General features: G+C 58.6%; 26 protein-coding genes and 1 other RNA gene. 8 read left to right on the forward strand and 19 right to left on the reverse strand.

What is annotated here, in order from left to right; all coding sequences use genetic code 11:
* Positions 1 to 41: 41 nt before the first annotated feature.
* The 3 genes from ABJO75_RS04185 (at position 42) to ABJO75_RS04195 (ending at position 3,747) form a co-directional block, all read left to right on the forward strand.
* Positions 42 to 1,937: a bifunctional 2',3'-cyclic-nucleotide 2'-phosphodiesterase/3'-nucleotidase gene (locus ABJO75_RS04185; protein ID WP_348131492.1), complete on the forward strand. Its 1,896-nt coding sequence runs from the start codon at positions 42 to 44 to the stop codon at positions 1,935 to 1,937.
* 51 nt (positions 1,938 to 1,988) lie between these two features.
* An RNA gene (ffs, locus tag ABJO75_RS04190) (signal recognition particle sRNA small type) lies at positions 1,989 to 2,087 on the forward strand.
* A gap of 148 nt (positions 2,088 to 2,235) precedes the next feature.
* Positions 2,236 to 3,747 carry a YifB family Mg chelatase-like AAA ATPase gene (locus ABJO75_RS04195; RefSeq protein ID WP_348131921.1) on the forward strand — a complete coding sequence of 504 codons (1,512 nt, stop codon included), beginning with the start codon at positions 2,236 to 2,238 and terminating at the stop codon, positions 3,745 to 3,747.
* Between the two features lie 3 nt (positions 3,748 to 3,750).
* On the opposite strand, the gene gshB is transcribed toward ABJO75_RS04195, so the two are convergent.
* The 3 genes from gshB to rsmI form a co-directional block, all read right to left on the reverse strand.
* Entirely contained in the window at positions 3,751 to 4,686 is a 936-nt protein-coding gene (gshB, locus tag ABJO75_RS04200; RefSeq protein WP_348131495.1) for a glutathione synthase, read from the reverse strand.
* Positions 4,687 to 4,747: 61 nt separating this feature from the next.
* The gene (locus ABJO75_RS04205; RefSeq protein WP_348131498.1) at positions 4,748 to 5,116 is read right to left on the reverse strand and encodes a YraN family protein; all 369 of its coding nucleotides are present in this window, start codon (positions 5,114 to 5,116) and stop codon (positions 4,748 to 4,750) included.
* A gap of 11 nt (positions 5,117 to 5,127) precedes the next feature.
* Entirely contained in the window at positions 5,128 to 5,985 is an 858-nt protein-coding gene (gene rsmI / locus ABJO75_RS04210; protein WP_348131500.1) for a 16S rRNA (cytidine(1402)-2'-O)-methyltransferase, read from the reverse strand.
* 85 nt (positions 5,986 to 6,070) lie between these two features.
* On the opposite strand from rsmI, the gene ABJO75_RS04215 reads away from it, so the two are divergent.
* The 3 genes from ABJO75_RS04215 (at position 6,071) to murJ (ending at position 11,715) form a co-directional block, all read left to right on the forward strand.
* A complete protein-coding gene (locus ABJO75_RS04215; RefSeq protein WP_348131503.1) occupies positions 6,071 to 7,240 on the forward strand; it encodes a penicillin-binding protein activator in 1,170 nt (389 codons plus the stop codon).
* Positions 7,200 to 10,028: a [protein-PII] uridylyltransferase gene (locus ABJO75_RS04220; RefSeq protein ID WP_348131506.1), complete on the forward strand. Its 2,829-nt coding sequence runs from the start codon at positions 7,200 to 7,202 to the stop codon at positions 10,026 to 10,028. Before ABJO75_RS04215 ends, ABJO75_RS04220 begins: the two co-directional genes overlap by 41 nt.
* 103 nt (positions 10,029 to 10,131) lie before the next feature.
* Positions 10,132 to 11,715 (forward strand): murein biosynthesis integral membrane protein MurJ, encoded by a 1,584-nt coding sequence (murJ, locus tag ABJO75_RS04225; RefSeq protein WP_348131509.1) that lies wholly within the window; start codon positions 10,132 to 10,134, stop codon positions 11,713 to 11,715.
* A 21-nt stretch (positions 11,716 to 11,736) separates the two neighbouring features.
* On the opposite strand, the gene ABJO75_RS04230 is transcribed toward murJ, so the two are convergent.
* The gene (locus ABJO75_RS04230) at positions 11,737 to 12,423 is read right to left on the reverse strand and encodes a rhomboid family intramembrane serine protease (RefSeq protein ID WP_348131512.1); all 687 of its coding nucleotides are present in this window, start codon (positions 12,421 to 12,423) and stop codon (positions 11,737 to 11,739) included.
* A 101-nt stretch (positions 12,424 to 12,524) separates the two neighbouring features.
* On the opposite strand from ABJO75_RS04230, the gene trpS reads away from it, so the two are divergent.
* Positions 12,525 to 13,550, forward strand: a complete 1,026-nt coding sequence (gene trpS, locus ABJO75_RS04235) for a tryptophan--tRNA ligase (RefSeq protein WP_348131515.1) — start codon at positions 12,525 to 12,527, stop codon at positions 13,548 to 13,550.
* A gap of 97 nt (positions 13,551 to 13,647) precedes the next feature.
* On the opposite strand, the gene ABJO75_RS04240 is transcribed toward trpS, so the two are convergent.
* The 12 genes from ABJO75_RS04240 to rpmC form a co-directional block, all read right to left on the reverse strand.
* Positions 13,648 to 14,562 (reverse strand): ankyrin repeat domain-containing protein, encoded by a 915-nt coding sequence (locus ABJO75_RS04240; RefSeq protein WP_348131518.1) that lies wholly within the window; start codon positions 14,560 to 14,562, stop codon positions 13,648 to 13,650.
* A gap of 199 nt (positions 14,563 to 14,761) precedes the next feature.
* Complete coding sequence (gene rpmD / locus ABJO75_RS04245) at positions 14,762 to 14,950, reverse strand: 50S ribosomal protein L30 (protein WP_348131521.1); 189 nt, start codon at positions 14,948 to 14,950, stop codon at positions 14,762 to 14,764.
* Positions 14,951 to 14,962: 12 nt separating this feature from the next.
* Positions 14,963 to 15,535 carry a 30S ribosomal protein S5 gene (gene rpsE / locus ABJO75_RS04250; RefSeq protein ID WP_316773313.1) on the reverse strand — a complete coding sequence of 191 codons (573 nt, stop codon included), beginning with the start codon at positions 15,533 to 15,535 and terminating at the stop codon, positions 14,963 to 14,965.
* Between the two features lie 105 nt (positions 15,536 to 15,640).
* On the reverse strand, positions 15,641 to 16,000 hold the full coding sequence (gene rplR / locus ABJO75_RS04255; RefSeq protein ID WP_316773315.1) for a 50S ribosomal protein L18: 360 nt from the start codon (positions 15,998 to 16,000) through the stop codon (positions 15,641 to 15,643).
* Between the two features lie 11 nt (positions 16,001 to 16,011).
* Positions 16,012 to 16,545, reverse strand: a complete 534-nt coding sequence (gene rplF / locus ABJO75_RS04260; RefSeq protein WP_348131526.1) for a 50S ribosomal protein L6 — start codon at positions 16,543 to 16,545, stop codon at positions 16,012 to 16,014.
* A 10-nt stretch (positions 16,546 to 16,555) separates the two neighbouring features.
* Entirely contained in the window at positions 16,556 to 16,948 is a 393-nt protein-coding gene (gene rpsH / locus ABJO75_RS04265; protein ID WP_348131529.1) for a 30S ribosomal protein S8, read from the reverse strand.
* 13 nt (positions 16,949 to 16,961) lie between these two features.
* Positions 16,962 to 17,267, reverse strand: a complete 306-nt coding sequence (gene rpsN, locus ABJO75_RS04270) for a 30S ribosomal protein S14 (RefSeq protein ID WP_199024039.1) — start codon at positions 17,265 to 17,267, stop codon at positions 16,962 to 16,964.
* Between the two features lie 18 nt (positions 17,268 to 17,285).
* On the reverse strand, positions 17,286 to 17,849 hold the full coding sequence (rplE, locus tag ABJO75_RS04275; RefSeq protein WP_348131533.1) for a 50S ribosomal protein L5: 564 nt from the start codon (positions 17,847 to 17,849) through the stop codon (positions 17,286 to 17,288).
* On the reverse strand, positions 17,842 to 18,153 hold the full coding sequence (rplX, locus tag ABJO75_RS04280; protein ID WP_348131536.1) for a 50S ribosomal protein L24: 312 nt from the start codon (positions 18,151 to 18,153) through the stop codon (positions 17,842 to 17,844). Before rplX ends, rplE begins: the two co-directional genes overlap by 8 nt.
* A gap of 2 nt (positions 18,154 to 18,155) precedes the next feature.
* The gene (gene rplN, locus ABJO75_RS04285) at positions 18,156 to 18,524 is read right to left on the reverse strand and encodes a 50S ribosomal protein L14 (protein ID WP_348131539.1); all 369 of its coding nucleotides are present in this window, start codon (positions 18,522 to 18,524) and stop codon (positions 18,156 to 18,158) included.
* Between the two features lie 70 nt (positions 18,525 to 18,594).
* Positions 18,595 to 18,825, reverse strand: a complete 231-nt coding sequence (gene rpsQ, locus ABJO75_RS04290) for a 30S ribosomal protein S17 (protein WP_249706690.1) — start codon at positions 18,823 to 18,825, stop codon at positions 18,595 to 18,597.
* Positions 18,826 to 18,838: 13 nt separating this feature from the next.
* On the reverse strand, positions 18,839 to 19,048 hold the full coding sequence (rpmC, locus tag ABJO75_RS04295) for a 50S ribosomal protein L29 (protein WP_348131543.1): 210 nt from the start codon (positions 19,046 to 19,048) through the stop codon (positions 18,839 to 18,841).
* Positions 19,049 to 19,320: 272 nt separating this feature from the next.
* Between rpmC and ABJO75_RS04300 the strand changes: the two genes are divergently transcribed.
* On the forward strand, positions 19,321 to 19,770 hold the full coding sequence (locus ABJO75_RS04300) for a RidA family protein (protein ID WP_348131546.1): 450 nt from the start codon (positions 19,321 to 19,323) through the stop codon (positions 19,768 to 19,770).
* Between the two features lie 62 nt (positions 19,771 to 19,832).
* Here the strand turns inward: ABJO75_RS04300 and ABJO75_RS04305 are convergent, their stop codons facing one another.
* From ABJO75_RS04305 to ABJO75_RS04315, 3 genes are all read right to left on the reverse strand, one after another.
* Positions 19,833 to 20,228 carry a hypothetical protein gene (locus ABJO75_RS04305; RefSeq protein WP_348131548.1) on the reverse strand — a complete coding sequence of 132 codons (396 nt, stop codon included), beginning with the start codon at positions 20,226 to 20,228 and terminating at the stop codon, positions 19,833 to 19,835.
* A gap of 123 nt (positions 20,229 to 20,351) precedes the next feature.
* Positions 20,352 to 20,969 carry a 2OG-Fe(II) oxygenase family protein gene (locus tag ABJO75_RS04310; RefSeq protein WP_348131551.1) on the reverse strand — a complete coding sequence of 206 codons (618 nt, stop codon included), beginning with the start codon at positions 20,967 to 20,969 and terminating at the stop codon, positions 20,352 to 20,354.
* A gap of 39 nt (positions 20,970 to 21,008) precedes the next feature.
* Positions 21,009 to 21,845 (reverse strand): neutral zinc metallopeptidase, encoded by an 837-nt coding sequence (locus ABJO75_RS04315; protein ID WP_348131554.1) that lies wholly within the window; start codon positions 21,843 to 21,845, stop codon positions 21,009 to 21,011.
* Positions 21,846 to 21,926 lie beyond the last annotated feature (81 nt).

The following is a 21,926-nucleotide window of genomic DNA, read 5'->3' on the forward strand; positions in this document are numbered from 1 at the left end:
CCCATGAAGACCGTTTCCCCTGCCCAGATGGGTACAAGATTGTGACAGATCAGCGCCGCGTGCCCACCGGCACCAAGGCGCGTTTGCGTCTCTTGGCGACCACCGATCTTCATATGAACCTGATGAGCCATGACTACTACGCCGATCGGCCAGATCCGTTTGTCGGTTTGACGCGCACTGCGACACTCATTCAGACCGCGCGCGCCGAAGCGGCAGCCGACGACAGGCTGGCCCTGTTGTTTGACAACGGGGATGCGTTTCAGGGCGCCCCGATGAGCGATATCGCAGCGCATGACGCCGATCAGTCACACCCCCTTATGCGGGCATTCGGCTACCTTCGCTATGATGCGATCGGGCTTGGCAATCATGATTTCAACTTTGGCCTGAAACCGTTGAACCAAGCTTTGCAGCAGTCTTCCTGCCCGGTGCTCTGCTCAAATATGCAGCGGATACGACGAAAACAGTTTATTGGGTTTGAACCCTTTGCCATCCTGGACCGGCTATTGCGCTGTGGCGAAGATGAATGGCCGATCCGAATCGGGGTTCTGTCCTTTCTGCCTCCACAGACGGTACAATGGGATGCGCACCACCTCAGCGGACAGATGCAAACCAGCGGAATTGTCGATACCGCCCGACGCTGGTTGCCCGACCTGCAGGCCGCGGGTTGCGATCTGGTCATCGCATTGGCCCATACCGGGCTCAGCAACGCGCCGGATCACGCCGAACTTGAAAATGCCGCCCGCCCGCTTGCCGAACTCGACGGAATCGATGCAGTGATATCGGGACACACGCATCTGCGTCTGCCGGGTCCGGATCACTGCGGCATCCAAGATGTCGACGCCAAGAACGGGTCCGTTCACGGCAAACCTGTGGTCATGGCCGGAAATTCCGGCTCGCATCTCGGTGTGATCGACATGGACTTGACCGCAGATGCAAATCACAAATGGCAGCGTACCGGTTTTCAATGTGATCTGCGCCCGATTGCCATGCGTACGGACAAAGGCGTGACGACATCGGTCGTTCCTGAAGACCCCGCGTTGGTGGAACTCTTGGCTGACGACCATGCGCAGACCCGTGTGTTGATGATGCAACCCGTGGGCACCAGCCCGGTTCCCCTGCACAGCTATTTTACGTTTTTTGCACCAGATCGTGCGCTCGCATTGGTCGCGGCGGCGCAGGCGGCTGCGGTGCGCCCACAACTTGCAGGAACCGAGGCCGAGGGCTTGCCTTTGATCTCTGCAACCGCACCGGGAAAATTCGGAGGCCGGGCCGGGCCCAACTATTTCACCGACATTCCCGCTGGCCCGCTGTCTTATCGCCACATCGCGGATTTGCACGTTTTTCCCAATGAGCTTCGCGCCGCAATCGTCACCGGCGCGCAGCTGCTGGAGTGGCTGGAAATCTCTGCGCGCATGTTCAATCAGATCGCGCCGGGGGAATTCGGGCAGATGTTGGTCGATGATTCTGTGCCGGGCCACGATTTCGACGTGCTGCACGGCCTGAGCTATCAGATTGATCTGTCAGCCCCGGCCAGCATCCACGCCAGCGGTGATACCCACGGTCGAAACAGCCGGCGCGTTGTCGGTGTCACCTATGCCGGTACGCCGGTTAAGCCAGATGCACGCTTTGTTGTGGTCATGAACAGTTATCGCGCCAGCGCCGGCAGCCCGTTTTTGCTCCTTTCAGACCTGCCGATGATCAAGATTGCGACGACGACGCTGCGCGATGTAATTGCAAAGTATTTGAGCGGCCAACTCCCCACTGACCCGCTGCAGGAGGCGCCCGCGCCGTGGCGGTTTACCCCCATGTCCGACACTCGTGTTACGGCGCTGACAGGGCCCGGCGCGCGGCAGCATTTGACAGAACTGGATGACCGGGTCGTAGATATTCGTCCGATCACACCCGAGGGTTTCCTTCAGCTGGACATTGCTATCTGACGCGACTCAAGCCCGGTTGCGAATCTGTTGCCACGTGCCTATATGCAACGTCGAGAGGTTGGCGCGGGCGAGCGCCTCGCCAACCTGGTCAGATCCGGAAGGAAGCAGCCACAACGAGTCCCGCTTGGGTCGATGTCCAGCCTCTCACCTCGTGAAACCTTCAGATTGCCCCGTGCGCCACGGTGCCGGTGTGTGCCGTGCAAGACGGATACAGGTGACTGCAATCGTCCAAAATTAACAATTCTTAAACCACGTATCCGATAGCGGTTAACACACCGTTGCAAGGATCGAGGGTTTGATGGTTTCGCGCGCCTATACTGTTGCTTTTCAGGGGGTTGATGCCCGACTGGTCGAGGTTCAATGCGCGGTGAGTCCCGGCTTGCCTGCATTTTCGATTGTCGGCCTCCCGGACAAGGCCGTTTCCGAAGCACGGGATCGCGTTCGCACGGCGCTCGGCTCAATGGCCATCGCCTTGCCCTCCAAACGCATCACCATCAATCTTTCGCCTGCAGATTTGCCAAAGGAGGGCAGCCACTTTGATCTGCCCATCGCCCTCTCTCTCTTGGCGGCGCTAGAGATTGTGCCGTCAGACGCCATCGAAGGAATAGTTGCGCTTGGAGAATTGTCGCTGGATGGCTCGCTTGTTCCTGTCCTCGGGGCGTTGCCAGCTGCGATGGCCGCCGCACAGGACGACCGCGGACTGCTGTGTCCACAAGCTTCGGGCGCAGAGGCTGCCTGGGTCGGCGCCACCCAGGTGATCGGCGCTGCCAGCCTGGGCGATGTCGTTCGCCATTTCACCGGGCAGTCACCGATCTCACCAGCTGAACCGGGCGAGATTTCTACGCCCCCAACCGACCGTGACCTGCGCGATGTGAAAGGTCAGGAACGTGCGAAACGTGCGCTGGAGATTGCCGCTGCGGGGCGGCATCATGTCATGCTTGTCGGCTCTCCCGGATCCGGAAAATCAATGCTGGCCGCACGCATACCGGGAATCTTGCCTCCGCTTTCGGCTGCCGAAGCGCTCGATACATCAATGATCCAGTCACTGTGCGGGCTGCTGGACGAAGGTGGAATCAACCGCGCCCGACCGTTTCGCGAACCGCATCACACCGCTTCGATGGCCGCCATCGTAGGTGGCGGACGCAACGCAAAGCCGGGAGAAATCAGCCTCGCTCACAACGGCGTTCTGTTCATGGATGAGTTTCCAGAATTCACACGAGCAGTCCTGGAAACCTTGCGACAACCCCTTGAAACCGGAGAGGTGATGATCGCGCGGGCCAATGCGCACGTGAAATATCCTTGCAAATTCATGCTGGTGGCTGCGGCAAACCCTTGCAAATGCGGATATCTCACCGACCCGTCACGCGCCTGCGCCCGCGTTCCGGCCTGTGGCGAGGATTACATGGGGCGCATTTCTGGACCACTGATGGACCGGTTCGATCTTCGGCTGGAAGTACCGCCGGTAGCGTTCACCGATCTTGATCTGCCCGCGTCAGGCGACAGCTCTGCGGAGGTAGCCAGCCGGGTCGCAGTGGCACGTCAGGTTCAAGCCGAGCGATTTGGCGATGCGTCGGGAACCCGCCAGAATGCAGACGCCGAAGGGACGCAACTGGAAGAGATAGCGACGCCCGATGCAGAAGGTCGCGCTCTTTTGAGCCGCGTTGCAGAACGGTTCGGCCTGTCGGCGCGGGGGTATCACCGTGTCCTGCGCGTCGCCCGAACGATTGCCGATCTTGATCACAGCGACAAGGTCTGTCGACCTCACATTGCCGAGGCGCTCAGCTTTCGGGTGACAACGGCTGCGGCCTGATTGTCAGGCGAGCTTAGCTTCGATCGCCTGCCAGATCTTTTCGGCAATATTAACCCCGTCAAAACGCTCCAGTTCCTGGATGCCGGTTGGGGACGTCACGTTGATTTCAGTGAGGTAATCGCCAATCACGTCGATTCCGACAAAAATCTGTCCCTTTTCGCGCAGCAAGGGTCCGATGGCGTCGCAAATCTCTTTGTCTCGCGCGGTCAGGCCAATCTGTTCCGGTCGTCCCCCCACATGCATGTTCGAGCGTGTTTCGCCTTCGGCGGGGACACGGTTGATCGCCCCGACAGGAACACCATCCACTAGAATGATCCGCTTGTCGCCATTGCGCACGTCGGGCAGGAATTTCTGAACGATCAACGGTTCGCGTGAAAACCCCGTAAAGAGCTCATAGAGCGAGGTCAGGTTGCGGTCCTGTTCGTCAAGCCGGAACACCCCTGCCCCTCCGTTTCCGTAGAGAGGTTTCAGAATGATGTCCTGGTGTTCCGCCTTGAACGCCTTGATCGTGTCAAGATCGCGGGCGATCGTCGTTGGCGGTGTTAGGTCGGGAAAATCCAGAACCAAAAGTTTCTCTGGGTAGTTCCGCACCCAGAACGGATCATTCACCACAACCGCCTGTCCCTTGAGCCGGTCGAGCAGATGCGTCGACGTAATGTAATGCATGTCAAACGGCGGGTCCTGGCGCAGCCAGACCACATCGAAATCGGCCAGATCAACCTCGCGAAGCTCGCCCAGAATGGCGGGCTGATCTGCAACGCGCTGCACCGTCATGTCCTGTCCACGCGCGGTGATGCGACCCTTTTGATAGGCCAGATGATCAGGGCTGTAATAGAAGAGCTCATGCCCGCGCACCTGTGCCTCTTCGGCCAGACGGAAACTGCTGTCGGCATTGATGTCGACGTTCCCGATCGGGTCCATCTGAAAGGCAATTTTCATGGCGCGTTCCTCTGTCGTGCGCCTGATACATGGCGCAGGCCGCCCAGAGGTTCAATGCCGATCAGTCACAGCCAAAGGCGTTTTCCAGAATCTTGAACGCGCCGAATTCGTCAAGCAGCGCGGCATCAAACCTCATATCGGTGAGCAAACCGCAAGGTTCACCGGCCAGAAATTCCTCCGCCGAGTCGGAAATCCGTCTGATCTGACGCGGGCTGATCCGTTCGGCAGCAATGGCGAAATTCCGCGCCTTCTTGACCTCAACGAAGACCACCGTTTCAGCATTGCGCACGATTAGATCGATCTCGCCACCGGCCCCGCGCCATCGCCGCGACAGTACTTCATAGCCAAGCCGCTCATAGTACTGCGCGATCTGCCGTTCGGCGGCTTCCCCCGCATGATGCGCGACCTGACCTCTGATTTCTGCCTGCATCACACCTCGTCTCAGGATTTGGTCAGTTTCAGCGCCATCTGATACACTCGCCTTCGCGGGATGTCGTGAGTTCGCGAGACAAGATCGGCTGCATCCTTGACCGAGTGCTCCTTCAACGCCGTTCTCAAATCCTCTTCTACGTCAGACTCGTTAACGGCTTCTGAACGGGCTCTGTCGACAACCAGCACGATCTCGCCTTTGACCTTCTCCAGCCGAAGCGCTTCTGCGAGTTCTCCGAGATTTCCCCTGCGCACCTCTTCGAATTTCTTGGTCAACTCGCGGCACAGCGCGGCCGAGCGATCTGCGCCCAGAATCGCAGCCATATCCGCAAGGCTCGCCGCAACGCGTTTCGGCGATTCGTAAAAGACCAGCGTACCGGGAACCGAGCGCAATTCCTCAAGGCGTGCACGGCGCGCACCGCTCGCATTTGGAAGAAAACCGGCAAAAAAGAACGCATCGGTCGGCAATCCTGCAAGCGTCAACGCTGTGAGCACCGCCGATGCACCTGGCGCCGCGGTAACGAGATACCCGGCCTCGCCTGCACCTCGGCTGAGATCATAACCGGGATCCGAGATCAGTGGCATTCCCGCCTCTGACGCATAGGCAACTGAACGCCCCTCCTCCAACGCGCCGAGCAGGCGTTTGCGGGCCTCGTCGCCACTGTGATCGTGGTACGAAAAAATCCGGCGACCCTCGAGCGGCACCCCATGAATCTCCATCAATCGGCGCAGGCTGCGGGTGTCTTCGGCGGCGATGACATCGGCCGAGGCCAGCACATCCAGCGCCCGCAACGTGATGTCGCGCGCCGTCCCGATAGGTGTTGCGACAAAATACAGCCCAGGGGCCAATCGGACCTTTTGATGATTCAACGCTGGACCCTCTCCCGCTGACGTCTATTATCCGGTACCTACAGAGCGGCTGTACCAAGCCGCCGCATGAGGGAGTTGCCGAACCATGTTTGCCGTTTTCGCCGTGCCCCGCAAGGTGGTGTTGTTTTGTCTGGCCCTGCTGTCTTTGGCGGTACTGACCGCCTGTGACTCAGTACCCGGAGGTGGGCCGACCATCAATACCGACAAACCCGTTCCTGTTGCTCTCTTGCTGCCACGCAGTTCGGCGCAATCGGGCGATGCGGTCCTGTCGCGCAGTCTGGAAAATTCGGCAAGGCTGGCGATGGCCGACCTGAACGGTGTTCAGATCGACCTGCGCGTCTATGACACCGGAGGCAATGCGGCCACCGCCGCCGCACAGGCCACACAAGCGGTGAACGACGGTGCACGCATCATCCTTGGCCCGGTCTATGCAGAATCGACCAACGCGGTCGGGCTGGCTGTACGCGGACAGAACATCAACGTCCTGTCGTTCTCCAACAACCCGACCATCGCGGGCGGTAACGTCTTTATTCTCGGGCCGACATTCTTCAATACCGCCAACCGCCTTGCCCGTTATTCCGCAAGTCGGGGCAAGGGCAATTTTGTCGTCGTTCACGGCACTGATCTGGCCGGACAGCTTGGTCGCGACGCCATTCAGCAGGCCATCAGAGGCAGCGGCGCACGTCTTGCCGGTACTGTCCCTTATGAACTGTCACAGCAGTCCGTTATCGCCACCGTGCCGCAGGTCAAGGCGATAGTCGACAGTACAGGGGCCGATTCGATCTTTCTCGCCGCCACGACCGCTGGTGCGCTGCCCCTGTTCACGCAACTGCTGCCTGAAGCCGGAGTTGGCCCAGCAACCACCCAATATGTTGGCCTGACACGTTGGGATATCCCGTCGCAAACGCTGGCCCTGCCCGGTGTGCAGGGTGGGTGGTTTGCGTTGCCAGATCCGGGCAAGGTCCAGCAATTCAACTCTCGCTATGCCGCCGCCTATGGTGGAAGCCCTCATCCGATCGGTGGGTTGGCCTATGACGGCATCGCAGCCATCGGTGCATTGGTCGGCGCTGGCAAGTCAAACGCCCTTACCGGCGGCGCGCTGACCCAAGGCGCTGGTTTTCAGGGCGTCGGCGGTATCTTTCGCCTGCGACCAGACGGAACCAACGAACGTGGGCTCGCGGTGGCGACAATTCAGAACAAACAGGTGGTTGTGATTGACCCTGCACCAACAAGCTTCTCCGGCGCCGGATTCTGATCCGACGTCGCAGGACAGATATCATCCGGTCGCATCCGGCCCTCTGATTTGCGATGAAATCGCTGTTTTCGATGCCGTTTCGGTGCATGAACAGATTGTGTCTGCCGCGCAGGACGCGGCGGACAATTCTGCCTTGCGCTCGGAAACCGTGCGCATTCTTCGCGAAGCGCAGGAACGTGGACGCGCCGCGATTGCCGAGGCCTTTGCCGAAAATCCGTTTGCGGCACGCCCGCTGACGCGATCCTATACCTACCTCACGGATGGTCTGGTCATGAGCGCCCTGATGGTCGCCCGGACCTTTCTGCATCCACGCCCCAATCCGACCGCTGGCGAACGCATCGCAGTGATTGCGGTAGGCGGGTATGGACGCGGTGAAATGGCACCGTTCTCGGATGTCGATCTGCTATTCCTGACGCCTTACAAAATTACCCCTTGGGCTGAGAGCGTGATTGAATCCATGCTCTATATCCTGTGGGATATTCGGCTCAAGGTTGGTCACGCCAGCCGGACGATCAAGGATTGCATCCGTCTGGGTCTGGAAGACTTCACCATCCGTACCGCACTGCTGGAGCATCGCTTTATCGCAGGACATGCACCGCTCGCCGAAAAGATGAACGACCGGCTCGCAAGTGACCTGTTTGCAGGCAATGGGCAGGATTTCATCGAGGCCAAATTGTCCGAACGTGATGCGCGGCACCTGAAACAGGGCGAGCGATACGTTGTCGAACCCAACGTCAAGGAAGGCAAGGGCGGCCTGCGCGATCTACAATCCCTATTCTGGATCGCAAAATACATTCACGGGGTTCAGCACGCTGCCGAACTCGTACCGCTTGGTGTATTTCAGGAAGAAGAATTTGCCACCTTTGTAAAGGCCGAAGACTTTCTCTGGGCCGTCCGGTCGCACTTGCATCTGTTGTCGGGCCGCGCCACAGAAAAGCTGACCTTTGACATGCAGGTCGCCGTTGCCGAGGCAATGGGCTACAAGGATCTGGCCGGGCGACGCGGCGTCGAAATCTTTATGCAGCAATATTTTCGTCACGCCACCGCAGTCGGCGACCTGACGCGAATATTCCTGACCAAACTCGAAGCGATTCATGCCAAGCCCGAACCCCTGCTCGAGCGCATCTTTCGCCGCCGTCCCAAGATCAAACCGGGTTACGAGGTCATCAACAACCGCCTCGCTGTTGTCGATCCCGAGGAATTTCTGGCCGACAAACTGAATTTGTTGCGCCTGTTCGAAGAGGGCCTGCGCACCGGAATGCTGATACATCCGGACGCCATGCGCCTTGTTGCGTCGAACCTCAAGATGATCGACGACGACATGCGCAACAGCCGCGAGGCGCGGCGCATCTTTCTTGACCTGATGCTGAAACATGGCAACCCGGAACGGGCCCTGCGACGCATGAACGAGCTGGGGGTTCTGTCGGCCTTCGTTCCCGAATTTGAACCCATCGTCGCGATGATGCAGTTCAACATGTATCACAGCTATACTGTTGACGAACACATCATACAGTGCATCGCCAATCTGACACAGATCGAGCGCGGCGAACTGATCGAGTCCCTGCCGGTTGCCTCGAGCATTCTCAAGGAGGGCGTGAACCGCAAGGTTCTCTATGTCGCGCTGCTGCTGCATGACATCGGCAAGGGCAGACCCGAAGACCATTCCATTCTCGGCGCCCAGATCGCCCGCAAGGTTGCGCCCCGACTAGGGTTGAGCAAGGCTGACAGCGAGACGGTTGAATGGCTTGTGCGCTATCATCTGCTGATGTCAGACATGGCACAAAAACGCGACATCGCCGATCCGCGAACCGTGCGCGATTTTGCCAAGGCGGTACAGACCGTCAAACGGCTCGACCTGCTGACGGTGCTGACGGTCTGTGATATTCGCGGCGTTGGCCCCGATGTCTGGAACAACTGGAAAGCCGCGCTGATCCGGGCGCTCTATCGCCAGACCCGACGTGCCCTCGAAACCGGCATGGAAGACCTGAATCGCGAAAACCGCGGGGCCAGCGCCAAGAAGGCGCTGCGAGAAGCCCTGCCCGAGTGGACCAAATCCGCACTCGCGGCTGAAACCAAACGCCACTATCCGCCTTATTGGCAAGGTCTGCATGTCACTGCACATGTGGATTTTGCACGCATGCTGCGCGCGCTTGAGGAATCCGGTGATCCCAGCGAGATCATGATCCACGTGTACCCCGACCCCGATCGCGACGCGACACGCGCCTGTTTTGTAATGGCGGATCATCCAGGCATTTTCGCCCGCCTCGCCGGGGCGCTCGCGCTGGTGGGTGCCAACGTCGTGGATGCGCGCAGCTATACGACCAAGGATGGATATGTAACCGACGCGTTCTGGATACAGGACAGCGACGGGCACCCCTATGAAACCGCGCGCTTGCCTCGGCTGACCAAGATGATCCACAGGACACTCAGGGGCGAATTCGTCACCAGCGAGGCGTTCAAAAGCCGCGACAAGATCAAAAAGCGTCTCAAGGCGTTCAATGTCCCGACCCATATCAGCTTTGATAATGAAGGCTCTGAGATCTACACGATCATCGAAGTCGACACCCGTGATCGCCCCGGCCTGCTTTATGATCTGACGCGGACACTGGCCAACGCAAATATTTACATCGCCAACGCAGTCATTGCCACCTATGGCGAACAGGCCGTCGACTCGTTCTACATCAAGGACATGTTCGGGCTAAAGTATTACTCCGAATCCAAGCAACGCTCGCTTGAGGCCAAGTTGCGCAAGGCGATTACGGATGGCTCAGACAGGGCAGATACCTGAGATGTGGCATTGCCCCGTCGGCTTGGGTATCACCGGCATGCCCACACCCGCGACGCGCGGTCGACCCCGCGCCTGCCTTCTGCCTGTCTGAAAGGACCCGTCCGTGAAACCCATTCGCCTGATGTCAGGCTTTCTGACAGTCGGAGTCTGGACCCTGCTCAGCCGGGTTCTGGGGTTTGTGCGCGATATCCTTATCGCGGGCTGGTTGGGCACGGGACCCGTTGCCGAAGCGTTTCTTGTCGCTTTCAGCTTGCCCAACATGTTTCGCCGCTTTTTTGCCGAAGGCGCATTCAATACTGCGTTCATCCCTCTCTTCTCGAAAAAACTGGAAGCCGGAAAGGATGCCGAGACATTCGCCAATGATGCCTTTGCGGCGCTTGGTTCGCTCCTGATCGTATTCACCGTTCTGGCGCAGGTCTTCATGCCCTGGCTGGTCCTCGCGATGGCGAGCGGTTTTGCAGGGGATGAACGGTTCGACCTGGCCGTCCTGTTCGGGCGCATCGCCTTTCCCTATATCCTGTTCATCTCGCTCGCGGCGCTGCTGTCCGGCGTACTGAATGCCACCGGGCGCTTTGCCGCCGCTGCGGCGGCTCCAGTCCTTCTAAACATCATCCTGATATCCGCGCTCTTACTGGCGGAGTCCGGCATTCTAGACGCTCATTCCTCCGCAGAGGCCAGCATGCGCCCCGGAATGCACCACGGAATGTTTCTGGTCTGGGGTGTCGTGGTCGCAGGTGTCGCGCAACTGGCCCTGCTCTGGGTCGCGGCGGGTCGCGCGGGGTTTCGCATTCGGTTGCAACGCCCACGCCTGACACCGGATCTCAAACGGCTTGCGATCATTGCCTTGCCAGCGATGCTGGCTGGTGGCGTGGTTCAGATCAATCTGCTGGTCGGCCGTCAGGTGGCCAGCTTTTACGATGGCGCAATTGCCTGGCTCAGCTATGCAGACCGACTCTATCAACTGCCACTTGGGGTTGTCGGCATCGCGGTGGGGGTTGTCTTGTTGCCCGACCTCTCGCGCCGCCTCGCCGCAAAAGATGACGATGGCGCTCGCGCCGCTCTCAGCCGCGCCGGAGAGGTTTCGCTGGCGCTGACAATTCCCTCGGCGGTCGCCCTGGTAGTGATCCCCTACCCGCTGATCTCTGTCCTGTTCCAGCGCGGTGCCTTTGATACGGCGGATGCGACGGCCACCGCGTTGGCTGTCGCAGTGTATGGGCTGGGCCTGCCGGCGTTCGTTCTGCAAAAGGTGCTGCAACCGCTTTACTTTGCCCGCGAGGATACGCGAACACCCTTTCGCTATGCGGTGGTGTCGATGATCGTGAACGTTCTGGTCGCCGTCTCGATGGCCTATCTGTTGGGCTATATCGGTGCCGCGATCGGCACCACGGTTGCGGCATGGGCGATGGTGCTGCAACTGGCGCTCGGCACTCGCTCGATGGGTGACGTCGCCCGCTTTGATGATCGGTTTCGCCGCCGCATCTGGCGCATCTGTGCCGCCTCCGTGGTGATGGGGCTGATGCTTGCGCTGTGCAGCATGATCCTGTCATCTGCCCTGCACATGGCGGGCTGGCGGTATCTTGCACTGGCAGGAGTGATCGGCGTCGGCATCCTCACCTATTTCGGTGTTGGCCACCTTATCGGAGCTTTCCGCCTCGCGGAATTCCGAAGTTCGCTCCGGCGTGGCTGACCCCTGCGAAGGCTCTGAACGCTATTTGCGTTGAACAAGACGGCGCAGGCGCGCCATTCCGCCCGGCGCGAGAACGATCGACAGGCCAAACCCGGTCGCAAACCCGGCGAGATCAGCAACCCAGTCCGGACTGCCACCGAACAGCAAACCGAACACCAACTGAATCCCCATCAGAAAGCTAATCAGCGTAAAAGCCCGCGTCTGGTTGGCCCCCACACGCGACAAGGACATCCACAGCATATAGGTAAAGGCCCCGATCAGCCCATAAACCGGTGGAAACCCACCGATCAGCGGCGCGGGGTCGTTCAGGACCAAGGCATATGCCAACGCTCCACCGATCCCGGACAGCACGAAAATCAACAGGAACGCGACGCTGCCAAAGACCTCGGCAACCATCTTGCCCATTGCCAGCAGGAATACCCCGACAAACAGCGCATGGGTAAAGGATGCATGAACGAACGGATAGCTCACAAACCGGATCATGTGTTCCAGCGGCCAGCGATGGTTGACCACCATCCAGTCAAAAACCGCGCTTGAAAACGCATAGCTTTGCATCGCGTCCAGCCGCCAGCCAACCGCTGTGGGGCCGCCGATGATCCCACGCGCCCCAAGCTGGAACACCAACTCGATCCCCATGATAAAAAAGAACATCGCCACCACCACGGGCGGCATTGGATTCACTGCGGGAACGTTGCCCTGCTCATTCATCTACCCGAACTCCTTGCCGCCTGTTTTCAGTGCCTGTTGACGATACCCCGCCTCATGGGTAAGCGAGGCCGATAGAATTTGCCAGACGGGAGTTACGTGTGATGTCCGAAACCAGCTTTCAACCCCGCGTTTTCTCGGGCATCCAGCCATCAGGCGATCTGCACCTTGGAAATTACCTCGGCGCGTTGAAACGCTTTTCCGGGATGCAGGACGATGGGATGGAGACAATCTATTGCATGGTCGACATGCACGCGATCACCGTCTGGCAGAACCCCGAGGATCTGCGGCGCAGTACCCGCGAGCTTTGTGCCGGGTTCATCGCATCGGGGATTGATCCGGAGAAATCCATTCTGATCAACCAGAGTCAGGTACCCGAACACGCGCAACTGGCATGGGTCTTCAACTGTGTTGCACGGATCGGCTGGATGAACCGCATGACGCAGTTCAAGGACAAGGCCGGCAAGAACGCGGAAAAGGCGAGCCTCGGGCTCTATGCCTATCCGTCGCTGATGGCCGCCGACATTCTGGTTTATCACGCCACCCATGTGCCGGTCGGCGAGGATCAGAAACAGCATCTGGAACTGACCCGCGATATCGCTGCCAAGTTCAATCATGATTACGGCGTCGATTTCTTTCCGATCACCGAACCCGTGATCGAAGGCACTGCGACCCGCGTGATGAGCCTTCGGGACGGCACCAAGAAGATGAGCAAATCCGATCCATCTGACATGAGCCGGATTACCCTCACCGACGATGCCGACGCCATTGCAAAGAAATTCCGCAAAGCCAAGACCGACCCAGAGCCCCTGCCTGACACAGTCGAGGGTCTTGCCGACCGGCCCGAGGCTCGTAACCTTGTGAATATCTACGCCGCACTCGCTGACATGACGGCAGAGCAGGTGATCGCGGAATATGCCGGACAGCAATTTGGCCGGTTCAAACCTGCCCTCGCTGATCTTGCCGTCGACCGGATGGCGCCGATCTCGACCGAAATGGCGCGCCTGATGGCCGATCCGGCAGAAATCGACCGTATCCTGACACGTGGCGCAACCCGCGCCCGCGAGATCACCGCGCCGATCCTACGCAAGACCTATGACATCGTCGGCATGGTCGGCCCGACCGACTGACGCGGTCGACATCCGTCCCGATCAGAAGGGCCATTTGAGAACCGAAGTTGGTCCGCTTGGCGGACAATGCGGATTTTGCCGCAACATCGAGAATGAGCTACGGCAAGGAAACCGGATCGTCGGCCAAGGTTCTGAGAAAAGCGATCACGTTAATGCGTTCAGTTCTGTCCCGGACTAAGCCCGCGTACATACCCTGACCGGGAATAGTGCCGTATGGATCAGCGAGAAATGCATTCAACCTTTCATAGGTCCAGGTTCCTGTCTGTGCCTTCATTGGTTCTGAGTAGGGGAATTTTTCGCGTGCACTGGCAATCGCTACCTCTCGTCCGACAATGCCCCAGAGCCGCGGCCCGTAGGAGCCGATTGCATCCTCACCTTTCTCCAGCTTATGGCAATTGGTGCATTCCACCGCGCGAACCCGCCCCTTTTCGATGTCTGCGGTGGCCAACGCGTTGGATATGGGATCGACTGCAGCCGCAGCAGCACCAGAAGCCCGCATGAGATCTGCAAATGCAGTCCTCTTATCTGACACTGCAAGATGGATTGGCGGCTCGAACCGCTTGTTTTGGATATTAACATCGGCCCCATAGCTTATGAGCAACTTTCCCATTTCGACATCACCTTTTTCAGCAGCTTCGTGCAGAGGCGTGTACTCGAATTCACCACCTACTACATTGGGATCAGCACCATTTTGCAAAAGGGACGTTGCCACCTCGCTGTGCCCGCGACGGGCTGCAATTTGCAACGGAGTGCCCCAATTGGACAGGGCATTTGGGTCCGCACCACTCTCGAGAAGCAGTTCCGCGATTTCGAGGTGCCCTCCCTGAGCCGCAAAATATAACGGTGTGGCAATGCCATTCGGGTCTGGTTCCGCGCCAGTTTCCAGTAACCTGCTTACTTCTTCAGTATCGCCGTTGCGGGCCGCCAGCATTAACTCGGCTGGTTGTGCATGGGCGTGTTCTGGCCTCAACGCCACGAGAAACAAAAGAAATATCGGCGACAGCTTCAGCATACTGGTCTCCAAACGAATTTTGGGACCATACAACATAAGCTGAAATTTTCATAATCACGCACAACCAGATGACTGATTGATGAGCATTTTAGGTGTCCACTTTGGGCTCTTAACAACCCTGTCCACAGATTGACGGATGGGCAAGAGAAAACGCCCCGGATCACTCCGAGGCGTTCTCTCAATCAAGTTCGAAATGCGCTCAGTCGCGCTCTTCGATGATCTCGACCATGTGCGGGATGCTGTTGACCATGCCACGAATGGAAGGGGTGTCTTCCAGTTCGCGGGTCTTGTGCATCTTGTTCAATCCCAGACCAACCAGCGTTGCACGCTGTTTGGCAGGGCGGCGGATCGGGCTTCCGATCTGCTTGACGACGATGGTTTTTGCCATGTTCCCGTCTCCTTACGCTTCAGCTGCTTCGGCCACAGGCGCTTCGTCACGCTTGGGCAGGATGTCAGACACTTTCTTGCCACGACGCTGCGCAACCGCACGAGGGCTGGATTCTTTGCGCAGTCCGTCGATGGTGGCACGGATCATGTTGTATGGGTTCTGGCTGCCGATCGACTTGGACACAACGTCCTTGACGCCCAGCATTTCGAACACGGCACGCATCGGACCACCGGCAATGATACCGGTACCTTCAGGTGCTGTCCGCATGACGACCTTACCAGCGCCATGACGGCCTTCCATGTCGTGGTGCAGGGTGCGGCCTTCGCGCAGTTGAACGCGGATCATCTGACGCTTGGCTTGCTCGGTGGCTTTGCGAATGGCCTCGGGGACCTCTTTCGCCTTACCTTTGCCAAAGCCGACACGGCCTTTTTGGTCGCCAACAACGACGAGCGCGGCAAAGCCGAAACGCTTACCACCCTTGACGGTCTTGGACACGCGGTTGATCGCAACCAAGCGATCTGCGAATTCCGGAGTCTCGTCGCGCTGATTGCGGCGACCGCCCCGTTGATTTGGTTCTCTGGCCATGCAGGCCTCCTGTTCTGCGGTGCTTGGCACCAATGTCTCAATCCTGGTGAGCGTTACAACACCCCCGGATCATCGAGGCGGCCCCCTGGGAGCCGCCTGCAAGTCTTAGATTTTCAAGCCACCTTCGCGGGCAGCGTCGGCCAATGCCTTGACCTTGCCGTGGAACAGAAAACCGCCACGGTCGAAATAGGCTTCTTCAACACCGGCCTTCTTGGCGCGCTCGGCAATCGCCGAACCCACTTTGGAGGCTGCTTCGATGTTGTTCTTGCCGACAACGCCCAGATCTTTTTCGAGCGAAGACGCCGCCGCCAGGGTGACGCCATTCACATCGTCGATCAGCTGGACGCTGATGTTCTTGTTGCTGCGGTGCACCGACAGACGCGGACGTCCGGCGTTGACCTTGCGCAGTTTGTTCCGAACGCGCAGGCGGCGCTTCAGAAACAGGGTTCTTTTGCTGTTTGCCATATCCTGGGTCCTTACTTCTTCTTGCCTTCTTTGCGGAAGATGAACTCGCCCTTATAGCGGATACCTTTGCCCTTATAGGGCTCGGGCTCGCGCCAGGAACGGATGTTCGCGGCAACTTGACCAACCAGTTGTTCGTCAATGCCTTCCACAATGATTTCGGTCTGCTTGGGCGCGGTGACGGTGACACCTTCGGGTGCAACGTAATCCACGTCATGGGACAGACCGAGGTTCAGTCTCAGCGTGTTACCCTGCATGGATGCACGATAACCAACACCTTGGATCTCCAGCTCTTTCTTGAAGCCGGTGGTGACACCAGCGACAAGGTTGGCGACCATGGTGCGGGACATGCCCCACTGCTGGCGCGCCCGCTTGGAGCTGCCGCGCGGCGTGATCTTGACCACGTTGTCCTCGACCGCGAGGGTAACATCGTCGGTTGCGTTGAAGCTGCGGGTACCCTTGGGGCCTTTGACTTCGATGGTCTGACCCGACACAGAGGCAGTAACGCCGCTGGGCAGCTCGACCGGTTTCTTACCAATACGAGACATCAGACTCTCCTTAGAATACGGTGCAGAGCACTTCGCCGCCAACATTGGCGTTGCGTGCGGATGCATCCGACATCACACCCTTGGGGGTGGAGACAATCGACACACCCAGGCCCTGACGAACCTGCGGGATGTCCTTGACGCCCATATAGACGCGGCGACCGGGTTTGCTGACCCGTTTCAGTTCACGAATGACGGGTTCGCCTTCGTAATACTTCAGGCTGATTTCGATGGCCGGGTGGCCGTCGGCACCAGTGGTTTTCTCGTAACCGCGGATGTAACCTTCGTCCGCCAGCACGTCCAGAACCCATGCCCGCAGCTTGGACGCCGGGGTGGATACAGTGGACTTGCCGCGCAGCGACGAGTTGCGGATCCGGGTGAGCATGTCTGCGATAGGATCGTTCATATCAGTCTCTCCCTTACCAGCTCGATTTCACCATGCCGGGGATCTGACCGGCAGAGCCGAGATCCCGCAGCGCGATCCGCGAAATTTTCAGTTTACGATAATACGCATGCGGACGACCGGTCAGTTGGCACCGGTTGTGCAGGCGTGTTGCCGAGCTGTTGCGCGGCAGTTTCGCAAGCTTGAGGCGCGCCTTGAAGCGCTCTTCCATCGGCTTGCTTTCGTCATTCGCGATCTCTTTCAGCGCGGCACGCTTGGCAGCGTATTTCTTCACCAGCGCTTCCCGCTTCTTTTCGCGTTCGATCATTGCTTTTTTAGCCATGTCTAATCCTTCCCGCGCTTATGAATTGAAGGGCATGTTGAAATGCTTCAACAGCGCCTTGGCTTCAGCGTCGGTGTTCGCTGTGGTGGCGATGATGATGTCCATCCCCCAGTTTTCGTCGACCTTGTCGAAATCGATCTCGGGGAACACGATGTGTTCCTTCAGGCCCATGGCATAGTTGCCACGGCCATCGAACGATTTGCCCGACACACCGCGAAAGTCGCGCACGCGCGGCATTGCGATGGTGATCAGACGATCCAGGAATTCGTACATCCGGTCGCCGCGCAGGGTCACCTTGGCACCGAGGGGCATGTCTTCGCGCACCCGGAAACCAGCGATGGATTTCTTGGCCTTGGTCGTCAGGGCCTTCTGGCCTGCGATCGCGGTCAAATCTTGCTGCGCCGACTTGGCTTTCTTGCTGTCACGAACAGCTTCGGCACCACATCCGATGTTCAGGACGATCTTGTCCAGACGCGGGATCTGCATGTCGTTCTTATAGCCGAACTCTTCTTTCATGGTCGCTTTGATGCGCTCACGGAAATCAGACTTCAGACGCGGGGTATAGTTAGCTGTATCAAGCATCGATCGCGTCCCCCGTGGTTTTGGCAAAGCGCACTTTCTTGTCGCCTTCGACCTTGAAACCCACGCGGGTGGGTTTGCCGTTTGCGTCGATCAGAGCAATGTTGCTCAGTTGGATCGGCATCGCCTGTGGGATGCGACCGCCCTGGCTTGTCTGGCTCTGACGCGTGGCGCGGATGGCGATGTTGACACCTTCCACGACAGCTTTGCCGGCTTTGGGGTCAACGGAAGCAATGGTGCCTTCCTTGCCCTTGTCCTTGCCAGCAAGCACGACGACCTTGTCGCCTTTGCGGAGTTTAGCAGCCATGGTTACAGCACCTCCGGAGCGAGCGAGATGATTTTCATGAAGTTCTTACCGCGCAGCTCGCGAACAACCGGCCCAAAGATACGGGTACCGACGGGTTCGTTGCTGTTGTTGAGGATGACAGCAGCATTCCGATCAAACCGGATGGCTGTGCCGTCTTCGCGGCGGACTTCTTTAGCGGTGCGCACGACAACGGCTTTGCGCACGTCGCCTTTCTTTACGCGGCCGCGTGGGATGGCTTCCTTGACCGAGACGACAATGATGTCGCCGACGGATGCGTATTTACGCTTGGAACCACCCAGGACCTTGATGCACTGAACACGGCGAGCGCCGCTGTTGTCAGCTACATCCAGATTGGTCTGCATCTGGATCATGTGGTTTCTCCCGACCTTTGGGGACTGATGGTCTGCCCCAGGGTTTCGTTAAACTGTCAGGTCTGTCGGCTTACGCCTCCAGAACCTCCCAGCGTTTCGTCTTCGATTTTGGTGCACATTCGATGATGCGGACACTGTCGCCCACCTTGAATGTGTTCTTCTCATCGTGAGCCCGGTATTTCTTGGACTTACGGATGGTCTTTTTCAGAACCGGGTGCGTGAAACGACGTTCCACGGAAACGGTTACTGTCTGTGCGTTGGCGTCGCTGGTCACGGTGCCTGTGAGAATTCGCTTGGGCATCTGTCAGGCTCCCTTATTCAGCGTCTGTGGCCGCAGCAGCGGCCTTTTGGTTCAACACGGTTTTCACACGTGCAGCATTGCGGCGTGCCGCGCGGATTTTGGCAGCATTTTCCAGCTGACCGGTGGCCTGTTGAAAGCGCAGGTTAAAGCTTTCTTTCTTCAAGCTGGCCAGCTCATCACGGAGCTGATCCGGTGTCTTGTCGTGCAGTTCCTTGGCGTTCATCGCCTACTTCCTTTTCTCAAAACACCAGAAGGCCCCGCGAAGGGTCACCCTTGACCTGGTGGATGAATGACAAAAATGCGAATCCCCCGCCGATGGCAGGAGACTGCAAGATGCCGCTCTATAGGGGGTCAGTTGTTAGGGGGCAAGCGAAAGTTATCATTCAAATGCAATCAACCGCGATTCCGCTCGGGATAGCCACTGAAACGAACCCGTTGACACAGCTTGCCGGGTTACAGCTACTGGGTTTACTCCACTCTTACAAGGATTGCAGCATGACCAAGACCACCAAGCGCCTGTTGGCAGCTTCCGCAGTACTCGCTCTGGCAACACAACTGCATGCCGAACCCGAATTCCTGAACTCCGGTTCAGTCCTGCCGACCAACCTGCCCTTTTCCGAAGCTGTTGTCGTCGGCGAAACCGTCTATCTGTCCGGGCAGATCGGCAACATGCCGGGCACCCTGACCTTGGCCGAAGGCGGCATCGCCGGAGAAACCAAACAGGTCATGGAGAACATAAAGACCTCACTCAACGCGCATGGCCTAGGTCTTGAGAACCTTGTCAAATGTACTGTCATGCTGGCCGATATCGGAGAATGGGGCGCATTCAACGACGTCTACAAAACCTATTTCGCCGAGGGCCGCTTCCCGGCTCGCGCAGCATTCGGTGCCAATGGCCTCGCGGTCGGTGCCCGCGTCGAGGTGGATTGCGTCGGCGCCAAATGAACGGAATGGCCGCTCTGGTTGCGACGTTGGGCGGCCGTTTCCCACATCGCGGCAAAGGTTGACTACGTTTCGGCCCGCGCGGTCGCGTTGTGTTTCATCACCCGTTTCACGATGGTCTCAAACTGCCAGGCATCCTGCAGCCGTGAAAGCCACAGGCAACCGGAGCCGCTCCGGATCATCAACGCCTTTCGGGTGCCGCGAAAGCCAACGATGTCGAGCAGACGCATTTCGCCTGCCACGCGCTCCGGCTCAATCGCCAGAACCCGCCGGGTGGTTATCACGTAGACGGACCTGCGGAATGCATAATGGACAGCCAGCGCCGGCAACACCGCTAGCGCTGGCGAAAACAGCACGAAGACGATGATCTCCCAAAGCGTTGGAAATGACCGCGCGGCGGCGGCGAAAACGATCTGCTCGTCATTCTCCAGAGTTAGAGCTGCGAATTCAGTCGGGACCATGTCGTTATTTCGTCGAACTCACACAATTGATACTGCCCACGTCTATGCTCTGACGAAACACTTTAAGGCAACGATTGACGGCCTCAAAACAATGATCTCACGTCACGCCGCAGATGATAGCACCTAGTCCCAACCGTAATTGAAGCTCACGCTGACGCGCTCGTCCTCTGCCATGTTCATCGGAACCTCGTGGCGCAACCAGCTTTCCCAGAGCAGCACATCGCCGACTGCGGGCTTCACATAGATGAAAGGCTGTAGCTCGCGCCGCGCGCCCTTGATACGGGTGGGCGCCGCCATCATCCGGGCCGAGCGCGGATCTTCCAGCTTCAGGGCGCTCGCACCCTCAGGCATGGCAACATAAGTGGTGCCGCTGATCACCGAATGCGGATGGATGTGGCTGGCGTGCATTCCGCCTTCGGGCAAAATGTTGATCCAGATATCTTCGAGCTTCAGCGTTCGATCATCCAGATCAAACTCCAGATCCTCGGCAAAGGCCGCGACGTGTTTATCAAGTGCTGCAACCAGATCGGCAAAGATCGGGAACCGCCAAGGCAAATCGGACAGCGAGGCATAGGATGTATAACCGGGATATCCGTTCTCCTCACACCAGTCCTGTCCCGCCTCGTCATCCCCGGCAATCGACAGGCAGGAAGTTTCAAGTTCGTCCGGTGAAATCTCGCCGAACTCGTTCAACGCAGCGCGGTAAAGACGGGTGACAAAGAGCGATTCAATCTGTGACATAGGCTCTGTCTAGACGAACCGTCAGGCCATGGCGAGCGGTCAAAGGCTGTTGGTGCCAAACGTGTCACAGGCGGCGATGCGGCGCTGATCAAAGCCGCGCCGGAACCAGTTTTCGCGCTGCGCAGAAGTACCGTGGGTGAAGGTGTGCGGTCGCGGGACCCGCCCGGCCTGACGTTGCAGGTGGTCGTCGCCAATCATGTTGGCGGCGTTCAGCGCCTCTTGCAGATCGCCACGCTCCATCAACCCGCCAACCGCAGCAGCCCAGACCCCGGACAGACAATCCGCCTGTAGTTCAAGCCGCACAGTCAGGGCGTTGGCCTCGGTCTGCGAGGCCTGCCGCCGCGCCTGATCGACCTTGCCCAGTATCCCGACCTGATTCTGCACATGATGGGCGACCTCATGTGCGATCACATAGGCGGCGGCGAAATCACCGCTCGCGCCCAGTTGTTGTGACAGCGTGGTAAAGAACGAAAGGTCCAGATAGGCCTTCTGATCTGCCGGACAGTAGAACGGCCCGGTGGCACCCGATGCGCCGCCACAAGGGCTTTGCGTGACACCCGAGAACAACACCATCACGGGCGGCGTATACGTCGCGTCGAATTCATCCCGGAAAACCTGTGTCCAGACTTCTTCGGTGGTGGCAAGCACACGAGCGGCAAACTCGGCCTCCTGTTCTTCCTGCGGGCTGGCGGCATAGGGTTGGCTGCTGGCGGCGGGTTGCTGGGTCAAGAGCGGCGTCACGTCAATTCCGGCGAAATAGCCCACCGCCAGAACGATCAACAGACCAACGCCGCCGATGCCCCCGACCGCCTTGCCACGCCCACGTCCGCGACGATCCTCGACATTTCTGCTGCTTCTGACACCGCGCAAACGCATCGCAATTCCCCAACTCAACCCATCACTGATTGTACCCTATCATCCGGTCAGGAGCAGTACAAAACTTGCCCTTGCCGACCC

It is taken from the genome of Sedimentitalea sp. (assembly GCF_039973035.1).
In the GTDB taxonomy this organism is placed as follows: domain Bacteria; phylum Pseudomonadota; class Alphaproteobacteria; order Rhodobacterales; family Rhodobacteraceae; genus Sedimentitalea.